The sequence below is a fragment of the Collinsella aerofaciens genome (assembly GCF_027679495.1).
Taxonomy (GTDB): domain Bacteria; phylum Actinomycetota; class Coriobacteriia; order Coriobacteriales; family Coriobacteriaceae; genus Collinsella; species Collinsella aerofaciens_AK.
This window is the reverse complement of sequence record NZ_JAQEKC010000003.1, coordinates 90531-108991: the sequence shown is the minus strand read 5'-3', so window position 1 is coordinate 108991 and position 18461 is coordinate 90531. Positions and strand designations below refer to the sequence as shown.

Genomic DNA, 18461 nt, shown 5'->3' with positions numbered 1-18461 from the left:
ATGACCGAACGTTCCCGGAGCGGTAAGACCGCTTGGGACAAGGAGAAAACCCGCGAGCTGTTTCGTCGCTATAAAGAGACCGGTGACCCGGACGCACGCGAGCAGCTCGTCATGTCCCATATGAACCTGGTAAGGTTTCTTGCCAACAAATTTAAGAACCGCGGCGAGCCACTCGATGACCTTTTGCAGGTCGGCTATCTGGGCTTGCTCAAGGCAATCGATCGCTTTGACCCTGAGCGCGGGCTCGAGTTTACGACGTTTGCCACACCCACCATCCTGGGCGAGATTAAGCGCCACTTCCGCGACAAGGGCTGGAGTGTGCGCGTGCCGCGTCGTCTGCAGGAGCTCTCTGCCAAGGTTAATCAGGCCACCGACAAGCTCACCAACGAGCTTCAACGTTCGCCCAAGGTTGAGGAAATCGCCGATTACCTGGGCGTGACCGTCGACGAGGTGCTCGAAGCCATGGAATCGTCCTCGGCCTACACCTCGGTGCCCATTGAGGCCCCCGGTGCGTCCGATTCTGACGATGCGCCTTCGATTCTCGATCGCTACGCCGACGACGACAACGAGCTCGACTTTACCGATGATCGCCTGGTAATCGAGGAAGCCATCCGCGATTTCTCGCCGCGCGAGCGCGAGGTAATCGAGCTGCGCTTTGTGAAGGGCATGACCCAGATCGAGATTGCCAAGAAGCTGGGCATCTCGCAGGTACAGGTCTCGCGTCTGCTGCGTCGTACCCTTAAGAAGATTCAGGACAAGATCGACCCCGACGGAGTGATGGTTCGTTCATGAATGAGCACCCCCAACAAACCGACCGAACGCTGCGCGATACCCGTATTCTGACGTTGCGCATTTGGGGCGTCGTCGGCTGCATTGTCATCGCCGCCGTCATCTTTAACCTTATGGGCATCCTGGCGCCGGTCATCGAGTTTCTCGCTGTCGGTTCCATCATCGCTTTTGTGATGTCGCCGATCACCAATTGGCTTGATCACCATGGCGTGAATCGCGGCATCGGTTCGCTTGTTGCGCTTATTGTGGTCGTTGCCGTGCTCGTCGGCGTCGTTTGCATCTTGTCGCCGATTCTCTTTGGTCAGATCATGGAAGTCCTGAGCCGCCTGCCCGAGCAGCTTCGTGTTGCTGGTGGCGACCTCAACGAGATGATCTCGCATGCCAAGACGCTCAATAACACGCCTCTCAAGGAGTATCTGGACGATAACCTTTCTTCGCTCGTTACGGTGGCGTCCAAGTATGTCTCGCAAATCGCTGCCGAGCTCGGTCGCGGTGTATTCCCGCTCATTACCAATACGGCCTCGCAGCTGTTCGTCATCTTCCTGGGCTTGGTGCTTGCCTATTGGTTGGCCTGCGACTATCCCCGCATGCACCACGAGGTCTGCACCATCATTGGTCAGGAAAAGGAGACCTCGTACCGTTTTATGGTCGCGATTCTTTCGCGCTCGGTCGGCGGCTACATGCGTGGCATGGTCGTAACGTCGATCTGCGGTGGCATCCTCGCCTTTATCGGCTTTACGATTATCGGGCATCCGTATGCGGCACTCATGGCCATCTTTACCGGTATCATGCACTTGGTCCCAGTTGTCGGTCCCTGGGTGAGCGCGGCCATCGCCACGGTGCTCGGCTTTATGTTCAGCCCCATGCTGGCGTTATGGACCTTGATCGTGACTATGGTGGCACAAAATGTCACCGACAACGTCATTTCGCCTAAGGTCATGCAGAGCTCGGTCCAGGTGCATCCCATCATGAGCCTGACGGCCCTCGTTATTGGTTCGGCACTCATGGGCCCCATCGGCATGGTCATCGCCATCCCGTTGTGCGCGGCCCTCAAGGGCATTTTCGTCTACTACTTTGAGAACGAGACCGGCCGCCAGCTTGTGGCATACGATGGCGCCGTGTTTAAGGGCACGCCGTATCGCGATGCCGAGGGTAACCCTGTTGCCGCCTACGATGCGCTTGGGGACGATACGTTCATTTATGAGTCCGAGCTCATCGGCAACGAGACCGCGCCCGAGGCCCAGGCTATGCCCAAGCCCGAGCTCGATAATCCTTGGATTAAGCTCTCGGGTCTTCAGCCCGACGCGACGGGCTTTTTCAAGAACCCTTTCGCCAAGGATGACGATTCCAATACGGACGACGACACCAAAACCGGCATCGACGGCTCCATGGATGATTCGGATTCCAAATAAGCTCCGTTAACGTTTCTTGATATTGTAAAAGACAAGAAACACGAGCAAAGCGACTGATAAGGGGCCGGCTACATAGAAATAGAGAATGTCAATTGCGCGTAGAGGGCAATAAGCGTTGTCGCCGGATGTCACTGCATACAGTACGTAGCCAAATGCTGGTTGGTTTGCGTACCATTGGGAGAAGGCCAAGAGCGCTAAAAGTACTACTACCAGAAGTGCATTCAGGATAAATCGTTTGCTTTTCATCGATCGCTCCTTCCGGGTGAACTTTATTATGTAATTCTACAGCAGCCATTTGTTATTTTAAGAATTTGACTGTCCTAAATAACATGCACTTTCGCTGGAGGGTCGCTGTTTGGCGGCCCTCTTTTTTGCACAGTCGCGGTGGGATGGTAATATCGTTACGTTTGAACTGTTTCGATGTGAAACCGAGGAGATTCCCTCTATGAGTGCTGACTACCCGTCAATGACTACGGCCGAGATTCGCTCTAAGTTCCTCAACTTCTTTGAGGAGCGCGGTCTTAAGCTCTATCCTTCTTCGTCCCTCGTCCCCGACGATCCTTCGCTGCTGCTTGCCAACGCCGGCATGAACCAGTTTAAGGAGTACTACCAGGGTAAGAAGACCATGAAGGAGATCGGCGCGATCTCCTGCCAGAAATGCGTCCGCACCAACGACATCGACTGCATCGGCGAGGACGGCCGTCACCTGTCCTTCTTCGAGATGCTCGGCGACTTCTCCTTTGGCGGCGTCTCCAAGCAGCAGGCCTGCGCTTGGGCCTTTGAGCTCATCACCAAGGAGTTCAAGCTGCCGCTCGACCGCCTGTACTTCACCGTCTTTACCGAGGACGACGAGACCCACGACGTGTGGCGCTCCCTGGGCGTTGCCGAGGATCACATTTCGCGTCTGGGCGAGGACGACAACTTCTGGGCCGCTGGCCCCACCGGCCCCTGCGGTCCGTGCTCCGAGATCTACTTTGACATGGGCGAGGAGGTTGGTTGCGGTAGTCCCGACTGCAAGCCCGGCTGCGACTGCGACCGCTTCCTTGAGTTCTGGAACCTCGTGTTTACCCAGTACGATCGCCAGGAGGACGGCTCCATGCCGGAGCTGCCGCACCGCAACCTCGATACGGGCATGGGTCTGGAGCGCATGGCCGCTATCATGCAGCACAAGACCGCTAACTACGACGGCGATTTAATGCAGCACCTCATCAAACTCGGTGAGGAAATCAGCGGCAAGACCTATGACGCCGACGATTACTCCGGCGCCAGCCGCTCCCTGCGCATCATCGCCGACCACTCCCGCGCCGTTGACTTTATGATCTCGGACGGCATCCTGCCCGGTAACGAGGGTCGCGAGTACGTCCTTCGCCGCCTGCTCCGTCGTGCCGTGTTCCACGGCCGCCTGCTGGGCATCGAGGGCGCTTTCCTGACCAAGTTTATCGACGAAGTCAACGCTCAGATGGGCGAGGCCTATCCCGAGCTGCTCAAGAACGTCGCGCTCGTCAAGGGCATCGTCGCCTCCGAGGAGGAGCGTTTCTCCACGACGCTCGACAACGGCCGCGTTTACCTGGATGAGGCCCTGGCCGCGCTCGCCGAGGGCGCTGTGCTTCCGGGCGACGTTGCCTTTAAGCTACACGACACCTTTGGTTTCCCCATCGACCTGACCGTCGAGATCGCCGGCGCTGCCGGCCACGACGTCGACATGGACGGCTTTACCGCCTGCATGGAGGACCAGAAGGCCCGCGCCCGTGCCAACGCCAAGGGCGATGCCTGGGGTAGCTTCAACGACGTGTGGGTCGAGCTTTCCGACAAGGTTGCCGCGACCGAGTTCGACGGCTATGACAACGACGTCATCGAGGGCGCCAAGGTTGTTGCCATCGTGCGCAACGGCGAGTCCGTTGAGTCCGCTGCCGCCGGCGAGGACGTCGAGGTCGTGCTCGACCGCACCCCGTTCTATGCCGAGATGGGTGGCCAGCAGGGTGACGCCGGTGAGCTTTCCGCCGAGGGCGTTGCGCTGACTGTTGCCGACACCAAGAACCACAACGGCCTGTATGCCCATGTCGCGCACGTTGCCGAGGGCACGTTGACCGTCGGTGCTACCGTGACTGCCGCGCTCGACGCCGAGCGCCGTGGTTTCCTGCGCCGCAACCACACCGCCACCCACCTGCTCGACGCCGCGCTTAAGCAGGTCCTGGGTGAGCACGTCTCCCAGGCCGGCTCGCTGGTGACGCCCGAGCACCTGCGCTTTGACTTCACGCACTTCGAGGCCCTGTCTTCCGAGCAGCTCAAGGCTGTCGAGGACCTGGTCAACCAGCAGATCTTCGCTTCCAAGCCGGTCGTGACCCGTGTTATGGGCATCGACGAGGCCAAGGCCGCCGGTGCTGTCGCACTGTTTGGCGAGAAGTACGGCGACGTCGTCCGCGTCGTCTCCGTGGGCGCCGAGGACCAGCCGTTCTCCCGCGAGCTCTGCGGTGGTACGCATGCCGCCAACACCGCCGAGATCGGTCTGTTCAAGATCATCTCCGAATCCTCCACGGGCTCGAATGTCCGCCGTATCGAGGCCGTGACCTCCAAGGGCGCTCTCGATTACATGGCCGACCGCCTGGCACTCGTTGACGCCGCTGCCGCTGCGCTCAAGTGCCGCGTCGACGAGGTTCCTGCCCGCGTGGAGAACCTGCAGGCCGAGCTGCGCGAGACGTCTAACAAGCTCAAGAAGGCGCTGACCGGTGGCTCCTCCGACGCTATCTCCAGTGCCATCGACGGCGCTGTCGAGCTGAACGGCTACAAGCTCGTCGTCGCTGAGCTCCAGGGCCTTGAGGCTGCCGACCTGCGCAACGTTTGGGACACCGTGCACCAGAAGGTCGCCGGCCCCGTCGCCTGCGTTGTTGCCAGCGTGACCGAGAAGGGCACCCCGGCTCTGCTCGCCGCCGGCTCCGATGACGCCGTGAAGGCCGGTTTCCACGCCGGTAACGTGATCAAGCAGATTGCGGGCCTGGTCGACGGTCGCGGTGGCGGTCGTCCCAACATGGCCCAGGCCGGTGGCAAGAACGCCGCCGGTATCGCCGATGCCCTCGCGGCCGCTAAGACCGCGCTCGGCGCCTAAGAACCTAAGTAGTCGCTGTGGTCGCGCTCGCACTGGACATAGGGGAGACCAGGATTGGCATTGCCGTCTCGAGCCGTGATGGCAAGATGGCAATGCCTGTCAAGGTGCTTCCGGCTGCCGAGGTCACCGGTATGTCAAAGACGTTTCGCTACCTGGTCGAGGACTATGAGCCCGATATCCTGGTAAGCGGACGTCCTTTGACCATGGCCGGTGAACCCGGCCCCCAGGCCGAGCGCGTCGCCGCCGTGGCCCAAAAGATTGCCGACGAGCTCGACCTTCCGCTGGAGTTTGAGGACGAGCGTCTGTCCTCGCAGGAGGCCAAGCGAATCCTGCGAGAGCAGGGGCTCAACGAAAAGCAGATGAGGGGCAAGATCGACATGATCGCCGCCAGCCTGTTCTTGCAGACGTGGCTCGATCGCAAAAACGAGGAGGTTTCGCATGTCTAGCGCTTTCGATCCGCGCCAGCCGAATCGTACACGGCAGCCCGCGCCGCGCCCTGCTCAGGCTGGCCAGCGCCCGGCGCAGCCGATGCAGCGTTCGGCTCAGCCTACTCAGCGTGCTGCTCAACAGCCCGCCGCTCGTCCCGCGCAGCCCGCTGGCGGCGCTCGTTTTAAGCAACAGGTTCCTGCCCAGCGCACGCAGGGGCAGGCCCCGCAATCACGCTCCCACGCACATCATGCTCATGGCTCGCACGGCGTTGCTCCAGCCACGCGTTCGAGCTATAACACGCACGCCCGCCGTGGTGCCCAAAAGAAAAGCTCCCCGGTGCCTTTGATTGTCGGTGGCGTCGCCGCCGTGCTTGCGCTTGTCGCGATCGTTTTCTTTGTCGTGCCGGCCGTTAAGGGCTTCTTTGGCGGTGAGGATGCGAAAGTCGTTGCAGGCCAGCAGGTTACTATCACAATTCCCGATGGTGCCTCGGGTGACAGCATCGCTTCGATTCTCTCTGAGAACCATATCGTCGAAAATCCCAAGGATTATTACGCGGCGGTCAAAAAGCTCAACGCGGATATGTCGCTTAAGCCGGGTAAGTATTCGTTTACCACGCTTATGGACGCGACCAAGGTCGTTCAGCAGCTCATGGAAGGCCCCAATGCGGGCTCCGATGCGCTGACTATCCCTGAGGGCCTGACGGTTGATCAGGTCGCCGACCGCGTGGCCAAGGCATACGGCAGTATCTCGAAGGAAGACTTCCTCAATCAGGCAAAGGCGTCCAACTATGTGAAGGACTATAGCTTCCTTGAGGGCGCCGCGAACGATTCGCTCGAGGGTTTCCTGTTCCCCAAGACGTATTCGTTGGGCAAGGACCCAAGCGCCGATGATGTGATTCGCGCCATGCTTGACCAGTTCAACGCTGAGTATAAGTCGCTTGACTTTGCCAGCTGCGAGGCCAAGATCAAGGAGCGCTATGGCGTGGAGATGTCCGATTACGACATCGTTAACCTTGCCTCGATTGTCGAGCGCGAGGGTCTCAACGCCGATCAGCGCGCGCATGTGGCATCGGTTTTCTATAACCGTCTGGCGGGCAAGCTCGATGGCCTGCGTTACCTCAATAGCGATGCGACCATGATGTATGTCACCGGCGGCGAGGTTACCGCCGACGACCTGCAGAGCGATAGCCCGTATAACACCTATAAGCATGAGGGCCTGCCGCCCACGCCCATCTGCTCTCCGTCGCTCGAGGCGCTCAAGGCTACCCTTGAGCCGACCGACTCCGATGACCTGTATTTCTACATCACACAGGACGAGGAATATTTCTCGAAGACCTACGAAGAGCACCAACAGTCTTGGAATTGATCATGAGGATTTTTAGCCCCAAACGATATGTTGCCTCGGTCGATCGCATCGACCTCGATACCCTCTGGGCCGACGGCAAGCGCGCCATTCTGCTCGACCGCGACAACACCCTGGTGCCGCGTGATACCGAGCAGGTTCCCGCTGCGGTCTCCGCCTGGCTCGAGGCCGCCCATGCCAAGGGCTTTAAGCTGTGCATGGTGTCCAACAACTGGCATCGCGACCAGGTCATGGCGTCGGCTCGTGAGTTGGGGCTCGAGGCCATCAGTCATGCCATGAAGCCGGCGCCATTTGCCCTCAAAGCGGGCCTTAAGCGTCTGGGCGCCACGGCCGACGAGGCCGTGCTGATCGGTGACCAGCTGTACACCGACGTATGGAGCGGAAACTTTGCCGGCGTTGACACTATTCTGGTCAAGCCGCAGGCAACCCAGGACCTGTGGTACACGCAGATCTTCCGTATCTTTGAGCGCCGGGCCCTGCGCGACCTTCCCTGCGAGGAATAGGTTTCGCCATGTCTCTGCACATCAAACACGGCTGCGACCATATCTTCTTTATCGGCTTTTTGGGCGCGGGCAAGTCGACGCTTGCGCGCAATGTAGGCACTATGTTCAAGCGTCGATTCATCGATACCGATCGTTTGGTTGTGCGTCGATGCGGCAAGTCGGTGACCGAGATATTTAAGACCGAGGGTGAGGATCGTTTTCGCGAGCTCGAGACCTCGGCACTCCGTTCGCTTCAGAGCGAGCGCAGCCTGCTGGTATCGTGCGGGGGTGGCATCGTCGAGACGCCGGTGAACATTGAGCTGATGCACGAGATGGGTACATGCGTGTACCTCGAAGGCGACTTTGAGGACTCGTTGCGCCAGATTCGCCGCTCCGATACCCGGCCCGATTTCCGCTCGCCCGAGCATGCTGCGCGCCTGTTTGAGCATCGCCGTCCGCTGTATCGCCAGGCCGCCGATATTACCCTTGATATTCGCAACAAGTCCTTCGAGGACGTTTCCTACCTTTGTGCCGAGATGCTTTTGGAGCGTGGGCTGCTATGATTCGCCGTCAACTTATCAATTTCCAAAACCGCAGTGTCGATGTCCGCGTCGGTCTTGGCGCGTTTGAGGAACTGTCGCGCATGTTTGCCTCGGCTGTGGGCAAGCCTAAGCGCGCGATGGTGGTTTGGAACGACGCCACATCCGAGCGTTTTGGCGAGGTCGTCGAGCATGCGCTGGTCGACGCCGGGTTTGCCGTGTCGCTGCTCGCCCTCGAGGTTTCTCCTGCCGGCGCTACGCTGGCCGATGCCGATACCGTCTTTGGCGCCCTGTCAGCTAACGGCATTACCTGCGACGATCTCGTTGTTGCCGTTGGCGATGTCGCAACCTGCTCGGTCGTTTGCTGGTGTGCCAATCAGTGGTGCGGTCGCACCGAGTGCGCCTTGCTGCCGACGACGTTCGACGCCATGCTCACGGTCGCGACGACCATGAAGCCGCTCGTCGCCTCGTCGGCGAATGCGCTTCCCGCTATCGCGTTCCGTCCCGAGCCGGGCTTGGTCGTGTGTGACCTCGACCTTGTTCGCGAGACGGACCCCGAGGACCTCAAGCTTGGCTATGCGGTACTTGTTGGCACCATGCTTTCGAGCAGCAAGTCCCGTTGGAATCAGTTTACCGAGACCGTCCCCGAGATTCTCGCGGGCGAGGAGGTCGCGCTCGTCAATGCCGTTCAGTGGTCTCAGACTGCCCGCAAGGACGTACTGATGGCTACGAACCCGAGCGCCCGCCATGCGCTCGATTTTGGCAAGATGGGGGAGCGTACCCTGCGCGCCTGCTTGGGCGATGCCGCTTCTCAGGTCCCTGCCTACCAGCTGTTGTCCGAGGGCATGCGTTTTGAGGCGCGCCTAGCACATGATGCCTGCGACTTCGATATCGATTACGTTTTTGAGGTCGATGACTGCCTGGAGGACTTTGGCATCGAGGAGCTTGCCTTCGACCTGGAGCCCACTGCGTTTATCGAGGAGTTCCGCAAGCAGCAGTTCGCTCGCTCGAACCGCAGCATGTTGCCGCTGCCCGCGGCACTCGGCGCCATTCGTCTAACGAGCGTTGAGGACGAGGTTCTTGAGCGCCATGCTCACGCCTACTTGGCTTCTCGCAAAGAACTTCTCTAAGATTTATTGACATCCATCGTCTTTCGTATCATGTTGTGGGACGGGTTTCCAATCGGTTGCGGATCGCATGCGATTCCGACGTTCGGTTGAGACCCGTCCCGTCTTTATAGAGACAATAAGAAAGGAATCTGCATGTCTGAGATTGCTGCCGGTCCTGCCGGTCGTATCGAACGTGTCCGTGCCCTGATGGTCGAGCGCGGCTACGACGCTATCGTGGTACGCGACGAGGCCAATCTTCGTTGGCTCACGGGCGTGAAGGGCGTCTTCGACTACACCTTCGAGTTCCCGCACGCGGCGTTTATTACGGCTGACCAGTGCCTGTTCCATACCGACTCGCGCTACCTCAACAGCTTTGAGGAGAACACGCCCGCCGGCAGCCCCTGGGTCTACGACATGGACGAGGGCACCATCCCCGGTTGGGTCGCCGGCAAAATCGCGGCCAACAAGTGCCGCGTCTGCGCTGTCGAGGACGACATGCAGATCAACTTCTATCAGGGTATTCAGCGTGGTCTGGAGGATCGTTCCGTCGCCTGCATGCTGCCGCTGATGCATGCCGACATTCGCAAGATGCGCGCCATCAAGGACGCCGAGGAGATCGAGCTCATGCGCCATGCGCAGTCGATCACCGACGCCGCCTTCCAGCACATGCTCGGCTTTATTAAGCCTGGTATGACCGAGAAGCAGGTTCGCAACGAGCTCGAGAACTTTATGTTCGCCAACGGCGCCGATAGCCTTGCCTTCGGCTCCATCGTGGCGAGCGGTCCCAACACCGCCAACCCGCATGCCGTGCCGAGCGACCGCGTGATCGAGAAGGGCGATTTCGTTCTCATGGATTATGGCGCGGGTTATTGCGATTACCGCTCCGACATGACGCGCACTGTCGTGATGGGCGAGCCCACCCAGGAGCAGCTCGACCTGTACGCACTCGTGCGCCGTACGCACGAGGAGTGCGTCGCCGCCATCCATCCGGGCGTTGAGGGCAACGACATTTTCAAGCTTTCCAAGAAGATCATCGGCGATGCCGGCTATGGCGATTACTACAACCATGGTCTGGGTCACGGCGTCGGTATCGACATCCACGAGCTGCCCAACTTTAACCGCAGCAAGAACACCATCGCGATCGGCTCAGTTATCACCATGGAGCCCGGCGTGTACCTGCCCGGTGTGGGCGGCGTGCGCCTGGAGGACTACGGCGTCGTCACCGAGAACGGATATGAGCCCTTCACCAAGACCCCGCACGACCTGCACGTCATCGATTGCTAGCCCATTTCGATAGATTTTTGGGGCGGGGCGTCCGAAATGATTCGGGCGCCCCGCGTTCTCTTTTTATGCGCTCGCTGCAGGCGCCGTCTGCAAGTGTATAATTTCGGTCGTATGTAATTTGGACGCTTGTGCGTTCTGCCCATAACAAGAAAGGTCGCTATGCCTACCATTTCTACCGCCGACTTCAAGAACGGCCTCGGTCTCCGCATTAAGGACAAGGTCTACACCATCGTCGAGTTCCAGCATGTCAAGCCGGGCAAGGGCGGCGCGTTTGTGCGCTACAAGACCCGCGACATCAAGAGCGGCCGCGTCGTCGAGAACACCTGCAACGCCGGCACCAAGTTCGAGAGCGTCATGCTCACCACCCGTGAGTTCCAGTACCTCTACAACGATGGTACCGACTACATCTTCATGGACAATGAGTCCTATGAGCAGGTTCCCGTTCCCGAGGACATGGTGGGCGAGAACTCCAAGTGGCTGCGCGAGAATGACATCTGCCAGCTGCTCTTCGCCGACGATGAGCTCATGGGCGTGACCCCGCCGATGTTCATCGAGACCACCATCGTCCAGACCGACCCGGGCTTTAAGGGCGATACCGTCCAGGGTTCCACCAAGCCGGCCACGATCGACACCGGCGCTGTCATCCAGGTCCCCATGTACCTCAACGAGGGCGAGGTCATCAAGGTTGACACCCGCGACGGCAAGTTCGTCTCCCGCGTTTAGCAACCAACTCTTCTAGGAGGACTCATGCCCCAAGAAATCAAGATTGACGGCATCGGCATTTCGCCCGATGTTCTGACCGCCATCGTCTCGCGCGCCGTGTCCGATGTCGAGGGCATCGCCTCCGTTGGCGTCAAGGACCTTGCCACTAATCTTGTCTCCATGATGCTCTCGTCCAAGGCCCCGGCTTCCGAGCCGGCTGTCGAGGCCGAGGTCGTTGGCGACAAGCTCGCACTCACCGTGCGTGTCGTGGCGTTCTTTGGCTATCCGTTCAAGAAACTCGCCGAGGCCGTTCGCGCTGCCGTGGTCGCTGCCATCGATGCCCAGGTTGGCGTTGAGGTTGAGCGTGTTGACGTTTGCATCGACGGCCTCGTTTTCCCCAAGGAGTAACCTTTGAGCCTTAAGGTTTATCGCGGGCGTACGCTTGCCCGCAGTCAGGCGCTGCAGCTGCTGTTCCAGGCCGAGGCCACGGACAGCCCGCTCGAGCGCGTCCTCGAGGGTGATTTCCTGATCTCGAAGGGTCCCCTCGACCCCTATGCGCTGGAGCTGTGCCGCGGTGCCTACGAGCATATCGACCGCATCGACTGCGCTCTGCGCTCCGTTGCCAAGAACTGGGATCTTATGCGCATGCCCGGTGCCGACCGCAATCTGCTGCGTATCGCCGTTTACGAGATGCGTTTCCTCACCGACGAGGAGGTCTCGGACGCCATCGTGATCAACGAGGCCGTCGAGCTTGCCAAGGCCTATGGCACCGACCAGTCCGCGTCGTTCGTCAACGGCGTGCTGGGCAAGATCGCTCGCAGCGAGGAGCTGCCGGGCGAGGACCTATACCAGGAGCTGCTGGCCGAGGATCGCGCTCGCGAGGAGGCACAGGCTGCCGAGGCTGCCGCTAAGGTTGCGGTTGCCCAGGCTGAGGCTGGTGTGTTGGCCGAGGATGCGGACGCTGCTGAGGCCGTCGAGGCCGACTCCGTCGAGGAGTAGCCATGCCAGAGGGTTCTGTCCGTAACTTTGATGAGATTTCGGACCGTCTGGATCAGATCATCGCTACCGTTCGCTCCAAGGATACCTCCTTGGAGCGTTCGCTCGATTTGTTTGACGAAGCGATTGAGCTGGGCTCCCGCGCGGTCGATATGGTCGACAAGTTTGAGTTGACGCCGCGTGAGGCCGACAAGCTCGAGCAGGAATACGATGAGGATGCGGCAAACGAATCCCAGGATAGCTAGGCCGCATCTCCGGATACGAATGGTTGATGGCATTCATGAAACGCGTGCGTCTTGATGACGAACTGATTTCACAGGGCATCTGCGCCGATCGCGCGGATGCCCTTCGCACTCTTATGGCCGGCTTGGTCTCGAGTGGCGGTGAGCGCTTGACTTCGCCGGGCCTTAAGGTGATCCCGGGGCTGCCGCTGCATGTGAAGGGGCGCATTCCCTATGTTGGCCGCGGCGGTCTTAAGCTCGAAGGCGCGCTTGATGCGTTTGGCATCAATCCGACGGGCCTTGCCTGTCTGGATGTGGGCTGCTCTACCGGCGGCTTTACCGATTGTCTGCTCAAGCGCGGAGCTGCGACCGTTGTCTCGGTGGACGTGGGTCGCGCCCAGTTCGATTGGTCGTTGCGCCAGGACGATCGCGTGACGCTGCATGAGCGCACAAACGTGACGCAGCTGCCTGAGCTTGGCTATGCCGGCACTATCGACCTGGCTGTGTGTGATGTCTCGTTTACCAGCATCGCGAACATTATCGATGCGGTACTGGCGTGCCTGGCGCCTACGGGTGCATTCTGCACGCTCGTAAAGCCGCAGTTTGAGGCTCCGGCGGCGCTGGTGGGCGAGGGCGGCATTGTGACCGATCCCGCCGTGCGCCGCGATACACTCGTGGCGGCGGTTGAACTCTTTGCTGCCAAGGGCCTGTTCCCGGTCGATGTGTGCGTGTCGCCCATTCATGGTGCCAAGGGCAACGTTGAGTTTTTCCTGTACGGCACGAGATTTGACCCCGGCGATCGCTCGCAAGACGAGCTGCAATCCCAGGTATCGGTTATGAGCGAGAAAGCTGCAACGCTATGAAGGTCTTTCTGGTTCCCAATTACTACAAGCAAGAGGCGGTCGAGAGCGGCCTGATGCTCGAGCTTTGGCTGACTCGCCAGGGCTATGAGGTCGCATGGGCTGCCGACCAGCGATCCAAGATTCAGAGCACGCCTGATATTGACGGCTCCGATCTGGTCATTACGCTCGGCGGCGACGGTACGTTGCTGCGCGCTGCCCGCATCCTCAACCATCGTGAGATTCCTATCCTCGGTCTTTCCTATGGTCACCTGGGCTTTCTAACTGCTGCGAGCCCCGAGGAGCGCGACATCCTGCAGGTCGTGAGCGACGCCCTGTCCGGTGAGCTGCACGTGAGCCGTCGCGCCACCATCGCCGCGGATATCGTGTCCGTGCGCGAAGACGGTACGAAGGATGTCGTGCGCACCTTCGCCCTCAACGACATGGCGCTTACCCGCGGTCCGCTGTCCGATATGGTCGAGTTCGACATCACGGTGTCCGGCCATCATATCGACCGTCTGCGTGGCGACGGCGTGGTCGTGTCCACGGCGACTGGTTCTACGGGTTACGCGCTCAGTGCCGGTGGCCCCATCGTGAGCCCCGACTATACGGGCATGGTCTGCGTACCCATTGCGCCGCACACCATTCAGGCTCGTGCCTTTTTGACCTCGCCGAGTGATGTCGTCGAAATCTTTATGTCCGATGATCGCCCGAGCGTTCCGGCGATCGCTATCGATGGACAGTTTATTACCTGCGATGGCACCGTTGAGAGCGTGGCGGTGCGCCGCGGGCCCGGAGATGTGTTGCTGCTGGATTACGGCCCCGAGAGCTTCTATAACTCGGTGAGCCGCGTATTCTACGGAGTCCGTCATGATCGATGAGCTGCAGGTTTATAACATTGCACTCATTCGCGAGGCGACGCTGGTGCCGAGTGCCGGCCTGACTGTCCTGACTGGCGAGACTGGCGCCGGCAAGACCGCGCTGCTCTCGGCCCTCAAGCTAATTTTGGGCGAGCGTGCGGATTCGTCGACGGTGCGCGAGGGCGAGGCACTGGCGAGCGTCGAGGCGCGACTCTTCGACGGGCCTCACGACACGGAGGGGTTCACCGTACAGCGCAGCCTTTCTGCCGAGGGCCGCAGCCGCGTGAAGATTGACGGTCGCATTGCCAGTGTGCGCGAGCTTTCGGAGCGCGTCGGCGTGATGATGGATCTGTGCGGCCAGCACGAGCACCAGCGCTTGCTCGATCCGGCGCATCACGTTGCGATGGTCGATGCCTGGGCGGGACGCTCTGCGCTCGAGGCGCTCGAGCACTACCGTGCTTGCTTTAAAGCCTCGCGCGCGGCTGCCAAGGAGGTCCGTCGCGTCGAGGAGGCCTCACGTGCGCGGGGGAGTCGCGTCGAGGAAGCGCGCTTTGCGCTCGAGCGCATCGGCGAGGTCGACCCCAAACCGGGCGAGTATGAGGAACTCGAGGAACTGCTGCCGCGCTCCGAACATGCCGAGGTACTGGTTGCCACAGCTAACGATGCCCATGCATCGCTTGCCTCCGAAGGGGGAGCGCTCGACGCCGTGAACAGCGCCGTGGCAGAACTTTCCCGAATGGCTACCGTCGATCGCAAACTGGGCGACATTGCCGATGCGCTTTCGGATGCCTGTATCTCCCTTGAGGATTGCGCGAACGAGCTTCGTACCTATCGCGATGGCGTCGCCTTCGACCCGCGCGAGCTCGCACGCATGCGTGAGCGATATTCCGACCTCAAGGGCCTGTTGCGTCAGTGGGGTCCCACCATGGACGATGTTTTTGCCATGCGCGATCGCTCGCAAGAGCTGCTGTCCCTGGTCGATGATGGCGATGAGCAGATCAAAAAGGCGCGTGAGGCACTCGGGAGCGCCGAGCGCGAGTTGTTTGCCGCTGCCAAGGCACTTAAGCGCGCACGCAATACGGCGGCCCCGCGCTTCTGCCACGAGGTTGGCCGCCAGATGGCGCGCTTGGAGATGGGTAGTGCCGAGCTCGTCTGGGAGTCGCGCGATCTTCCCCGTGCTGAGTGGACGCCCGTTGGTCCTTCGAGCTACGAGCTGCTATACCGCAGCGGTGCCGGCTTGACGCCACGTCCCCTGCGCCGCATTGCGTCGGGCGGCGAGCTCAGCCGCGTCATGCTTGCAAGCAAGGTTGTCCTCGGTAACGCGGACGGTGTCGATACGCTGGTGTTTGACGAGGTCGATGCCGGTGTCGGTGGCTCCACGGCGCGTGCACTCGCGGGCGTGCTGGCAGATCTCGCCTCTACGCATCAGGTGATTGTCGTAACCCACTTGGCGCAGGTCGCCGTCATGGCCGACAAGCATTATGTTGTCAGCAAGGAACCAGGCGATGTTCCCCAGACGCATTTGGACGAGGTAACCGGCGAAGCGCGTACCGCCGAGATCGCCCGCATGTTGAGCGGCGATCAGTCCGAGGCTAGCCTGGCGCACGCAAAGCAGATGCTCGAAGAAGCTCGAGGTTAGGTCGTATCAGCGGTGTTGGTGGGACAAAATAGACTGAATTTTTTGTCCCACTTCGCGTTTTACTCCACGACCTTATCCGGTTGGATGAGCTCTTCGTAGTAGCTGATATGCTCTCGGGCGTCCTCGATTTCGGGCAGCAGGAAGTTGTAGATGACCTCTATGATCATCGTGGCGCTCATCTTGGAGAATGCGAAGTCACCCGTTGTCAGCAGCGCTTCGTGATTGACGGTATTAAAGGTGTAGTCGGCGAGGCGCGCAAGTGGAGACTTGCTATCGCTGCTGATGACGACTACGGTTGCGCCGCAGTTGCGAGCCGCTTTTGCCATGCGATTCAGTCGGCGCGATTTGCCAGAGTTTGAGATTAGCACGATGACGTCACCCGGGCGTAACGTGAGCGCAAAGCCGATTGATGTCTCGCTAATGGTGCTCGCCATGCAGCGCAGGCCCAGCTGCGAGAACTTGAACGTCGCGTCGAGCGCGACGGCGTTGGTGTTGCCTACGGCCGCAAACTCAATAACGCCGGCGTTCTTAAGCGCGTGTACAACTGCGGCCAACGTGTCGTGATCAATGCCGTCGATGGTCGCATTAAGCTCACTCACCTTGGCGGCGAGGATATTTTTAAGGCTCTGCTCCATGTTGTCGAGCGAGACCTCGTCGGTCAGGCCTTCGTTGCGCTGACTCTCTAAGTCGCGCGCCAACGAAAACTGAAAGCTGCGGAAGCTGCCAAAGCCCAGCTTGCGGCAGAAACGCGAAACGGTCGCCTCGGACGTGGCGGCAGCGCGCGAGAGCTGAGCCGCCGTGAGGCGTGGCGCCTCGGACTGGTGCTCCAATATATAGTCGACAATGCGCTGCTCGGACTCGCTGTATCCCTGGTGGGTACTAATGAGGGAAAGTGCGCTTTTGCTACTATCGGTCATGGATGGCTCCTGGTTGGCATGAAAATCTAACTTGATTTGCAATGCCATAGTATACGGGCATTTTCAATTACAAGATACACCTTGCCGTTTCAAGTGTTGATGGTAAACTTTCACTTGCCGTTTACGGTTATGAAAGAACCTTTCACCGGAGAATTGCGCCTTGTCTCTTCTCACGCGGACGGTAGGTTGGTATCTTTCAGTTGTGGAAAAACGCGCATCGAAGCGCGTGTAGGGGAGCGCCCGAGGGCGCTGTACTCAAGAAGGAGGGACACATGGCTAAGTTTGACATCATCGCCGCGACCGGTTGCCCGACCGGCATTGCGCACACCTTCATGGCGAAGGAGGCGCTGGAGAAGGCAGCTGCCGAGCGCGGTCTGACCATTAAGGTCGAGACTCATGGCCAGGTCGGTGTCGAGAACGAGCTCACCAAGAGCGAGATCGCCGGTGCCAAGGCCGTCGTCGTCGCAGCCGATAAGGATGTCCAGGCTGAGCGTTTCGCCGGTAAGCCCATGGTTTCCGTTGGTGTTTCCAAGGCCCTGTCTGTCGAGGCTGCTGGTAAGCTGATCGACCGCGCGCTCGCCGCCAAGGGCGACGACACGGTTGCCGCTGCCGCCGATGTCGAGGACGAGGTCGAGGAGAAGGAGTCCATCGGCCACGTCATCTACAAGCACCTCATGAACGGCGTCAGCCACATGCTGGTCTTCGTCGTTGCCGGTGGTGTTCTGACCGCCATTTCGTTCCTGTGGGGCATCACGTCCTTTGATTCGACGGCTGCCGACTACAACAGCTTTGCTGCGATGCTCAAGATCATCGGCGGCATCGCCATGAACCTTATGGTTCCGGTGCTTTCCGCCTACATCGCCGAATCCATCGGCAAGCGCCCGGCGCTCGTCCCCGGTTTCGTTGCCGGTATGATTGCCATCCAGGGCCTGCCTGTTAACGCCGAGACCGGCATGATCGACGCCGGTGGCGCCGGCGTGGGCTTCGGCTTCCTGGGCGGCATCGTCGGCGGCTTCCTCGCCGGCTATGTCATCCTGCTGCTCGAGAAGGTTTTCTCTAAAATTCCCGCGAGCCTTAATGGCCTGAAGGCAATCTTCCTGTATCCGCTGTGCTCTACCGCCATCGTCGGCCTGGTCATGCTCGGTATTTCCGGCCCCATGGCTGCCATTAACCAGGGTATGATGGATTTCCTGCAGAGCCTCGGTAACTCCGGTCCGGTGATTCTTGGCCTGGCCATCGGCTGCATGTGCGCCTTTGATATGGGCGGCCCGGTCAACAAGGCTGCTTACGCTACTGGCACCTTCCTGCTCGGTACCGCTCTCGAAGCTGGCGTCGGCACCGAGACCTACAACTTCGGCACCAACTTCATGGCTGCCGTCTCCGCCGCTTGCATCGTTCCGCCGCTGATCACCACCTTCGCCGTCGTTGTCGGCAAGAAGTACTTCAGCCAGGAGGATCATGACGCCGGTATCGTCAACCTCATCCTTGGTTCCACCCACATCACCGAGGGCGCCATTCCGTTCATGACCAAGAACATCTGGCCCGTTATGCCCATCATGATGCTCGGTTCTTCCATCGCTTCCATCTTGACCATCTTCTTCAACGTTCACGATCCGGCGCCTCACGGCGGCTTCCTGGTCCTGCCCGTTGTCGAGAACGGTCCGCTGTGGGTCCTCGCGATCCTCATCGGCGCTGTGGTCGGTGGCATCCTGTTCGTGGCCTTCAAGAAGTACGACTTCGAGAAGAACCAGAAGCCCGCTCCTGCAACCAAGCCGGTT

The 18461-nt window shown here is 60.1% G+C and carries 18 protein-coding genes; 17 read left to right on the top strand and 1 reads right to left on the bottom strand.

Annotation, left to right across the window (positions count from 1 at the left end; all coding sequences use genetic code 11):
* The 16 genes from PGW49_RS02070 (at position 1) to PGW49_RS01995 (ending at position 15766) form a co-directional block, all read left to right on the top strand.
* Positions 1 to 792, top strand: coding sequence for an RNA polymerase sigma factor SigF (locus tag PGW49_RS02070; protein WP_117635146.1), 792 nt, complete (start codon positions 1 to 3; stop codon positions 790 to 792).
* Positions 789 to 2201, top strand: a complete 1413-nt coding sequence (locus PGW49_RS02065; protein ID WP_270225325.1) for an AI-2E family transporter — start codon at positions 789 to 791, stop codon at positions 2199 to 2201. Before PGW49_RS02070 ends, PGW49_RS02065 begins: the two co-directional genes overlap by 4 nt.
* A gap of 445 nt (positions 2202 to 2646) precedes the next feature.
* Positions 2647 to 5304, top strand: a complete 2658-nt coding sequence (gene alaS / locus PGW49_RS02060) for an alanine--tRNA ligase (protein ID WP_270225323.1) — start codon at positions 2647 to 2649, stop codon at positions 5302 to 5304.
* 17 nt (positions 5305 to 5321) lie between these two features.
* Positions 5322 to 5750, top strand: coding sequence for a Holliday junction resolvase RuvX (gene ruvX, locus PGW49_RS02055; RefSeq protein WP_117746034.1), 429 nt, complete (start codon positions 5322 to 5324; stop codon positions 5748 to 5750).
* Positions 5743 to 7098 (top strand): endolytic transglycosylase MltG, encoded by a 1356-nt coding sequence (gene mltG, locus PGW49_RS02050; RefSeq protein ID WP_270225322.1) that lies wholly within the window; start codon positions 5743 to 5745, stop codon positions 7096 to 7098. Before ruvX ends, mltG begins: the two co-directional genes overlap by 8 nt.
* A 2-nt stretch (positions 7099 to 7100) precedes the next feature.
* Positions 7101 to 7598 (top strand): YqeG family HAD IIIA-type phosphatase, encoded by a 498-nt coding sequence (locus tag PGW49_RS02045; protein ID WP_117583452.1) that lies wholly within the window; start codon positions 7101 to 7103, stop codon positions 7596 to 7598.
* A gap of 8 nt (positions 7599 to 7606) precedes the next feature.
* Complete coding sequence (locus PGW49_RS02040) at positions 7607 to 8140, top strand: shikimate kinase (protein WP_270225321.1); 534 nt, start codon at positions 7607 to 7609, stop codon at positions 8138 to 8140.
* Positions 8137 to 9246 carry a hypothetical protein gene (locus PGW49_RS02035; RefSeq protein ID WP_270225320.1) on the top strand — a complete coding sequence of 370 codons (1110 nt, stop codon included), beginning with the start codon at positions 8137 to 8139 and terminating at the stop codon, positions 9244 to 9246. The genes PGW49_RS02040 and PGW49_RS02035 overlap by 4 nt, the downstream gene beginning before the upstream one ends.
* 132 nt (positions 9247 to 9378) lie before the next feature.
* On the top strand, positions 9379 to 10509 hold the full coding sequence (locus PGW49_RS02030) for a M24 family metallopeptidase (RefSeq protein ID WP_195503164.1): 1131 nt from the start codon (positions 9379 to 9381) through the stop codon (positions 10507 to 10509).
* Between the two features lie 159 nt (positions 10510 to 10668).
* On the top strand, positions 10669 to 11232 hold the full coding sequence (gene efp / locus PGW49_RS02025; protein ID WP_006233983.1) for an elongation factor P: 564 nt from the start codon (positions 10669 to 10671) through the stop codon (positions 11230 to 11232).
* 24 nt (positions 11233 to 11256) lie between these two features.
* The gene (locus tag PGW49_RS02020; protein WP_195503163.1) at positions 11257 to 11619 is read left to right on the top strand and encodes an Asp23/Gls24 family envelope stress response protein; all 363 of its coding nucleotides are present in this window, start codon (positions 11257 to 11259) and stop codon (positions 11617 to 11619) included.
* 3 nt (positions 11620 to 11622) lie between these two features.
* Complete coding sequence (nusB, locus tag PGW49_RS02015; RefSeq protein WP_195503162.1) at positions 11623 to 12210, top strand: transcription antitermination factor NusB; 588 nt, start codon at positions 11623 to 11625, stop codon at positions 12208 to 12210.
* A gap of 2 nt (positions 12211 to 12212) precedes the next feature.
* Positions 12213 to 12452 carry an exodeoxyribonuclease VII small subunit gene (locus PGW49_RS02010; RefSeq protein ID WP_006233978.1) on the top strand — a complete coding sequence of 80 codons (240 nt, stop codon included), beginning with the start codon at positions 12213 to 12215 and terminating at the stop codon, positions 12450 to 12452.
* A 35-nt stretch (positions 12453 to 12487) separates the two neighbouring features.
* Positions 12488 to 13291, top strand: a complete 804-nt coding sequence (locus tag PGW49_RS02005) for a TlyA family RNA methyltransferase (protein WP_148331517.1) — start codon at positions 12488 to 12490, stop codon at positions 13289 to 13291.
* Positions 13288 to 14148, top strand: coding sequence for an NAD(+)/NADH kinase (locus PGW49_RS02000; protein WP_035138200.1), 861 nt, complete (start codon positions 13288 to 13290; stop codon positions 14146 to 14148). Before PGW49_RS02005 ends, PGW49_RS02000 begins: the two co-directional genes overlap by 4 nt.
* Positions 14138 to 15766 carry a DNA repair protein RecN gene (locus tag PGW49_RS01995; RefSeq protein ID WP_138374856.1) on the top strand — a complete coding sequence of 543 codons (1629 nt, stop codon included), beginning with the start codon at positions 14138 to 14140 and terminating at the stop codon, positions 15764 to 15766. Before PGW49_RS02000 ends, PGW49_RS01995 begins: the two co-directional genes overlap by 11 nt.
* 59 nt (positions 15767 to 15825) lie before the next feature.
* On the opposite strand, the gene PGW49_RS01990 is transcribed toward PGW49_RS01995, so the two are convergent.
* Positions 15826 to 16683, bottom strand: a complete 858-nt coding sequence (locus PGW49_RS01990; RefSeq protein WP_055286452.1) for a MurR/RpiR family transcriptional regulator — start codon at positions 16681 to 16683, stop codon at positions 15826 to 15828.
* A gap of 272 nt (positions 16684 to 16955) precedes the next feature.
* Here PGW49_RS01990 and PGW49_RS01985 point away from each other — a divergent pair.
* Positions 16956 to 18461: PTS fructose transporter subunit IIC (locus PGW49_RS01985; protein ID WP_270225315.1), on the top strand; the 1506-nt coding region annotated here is incomplete at its 3' end.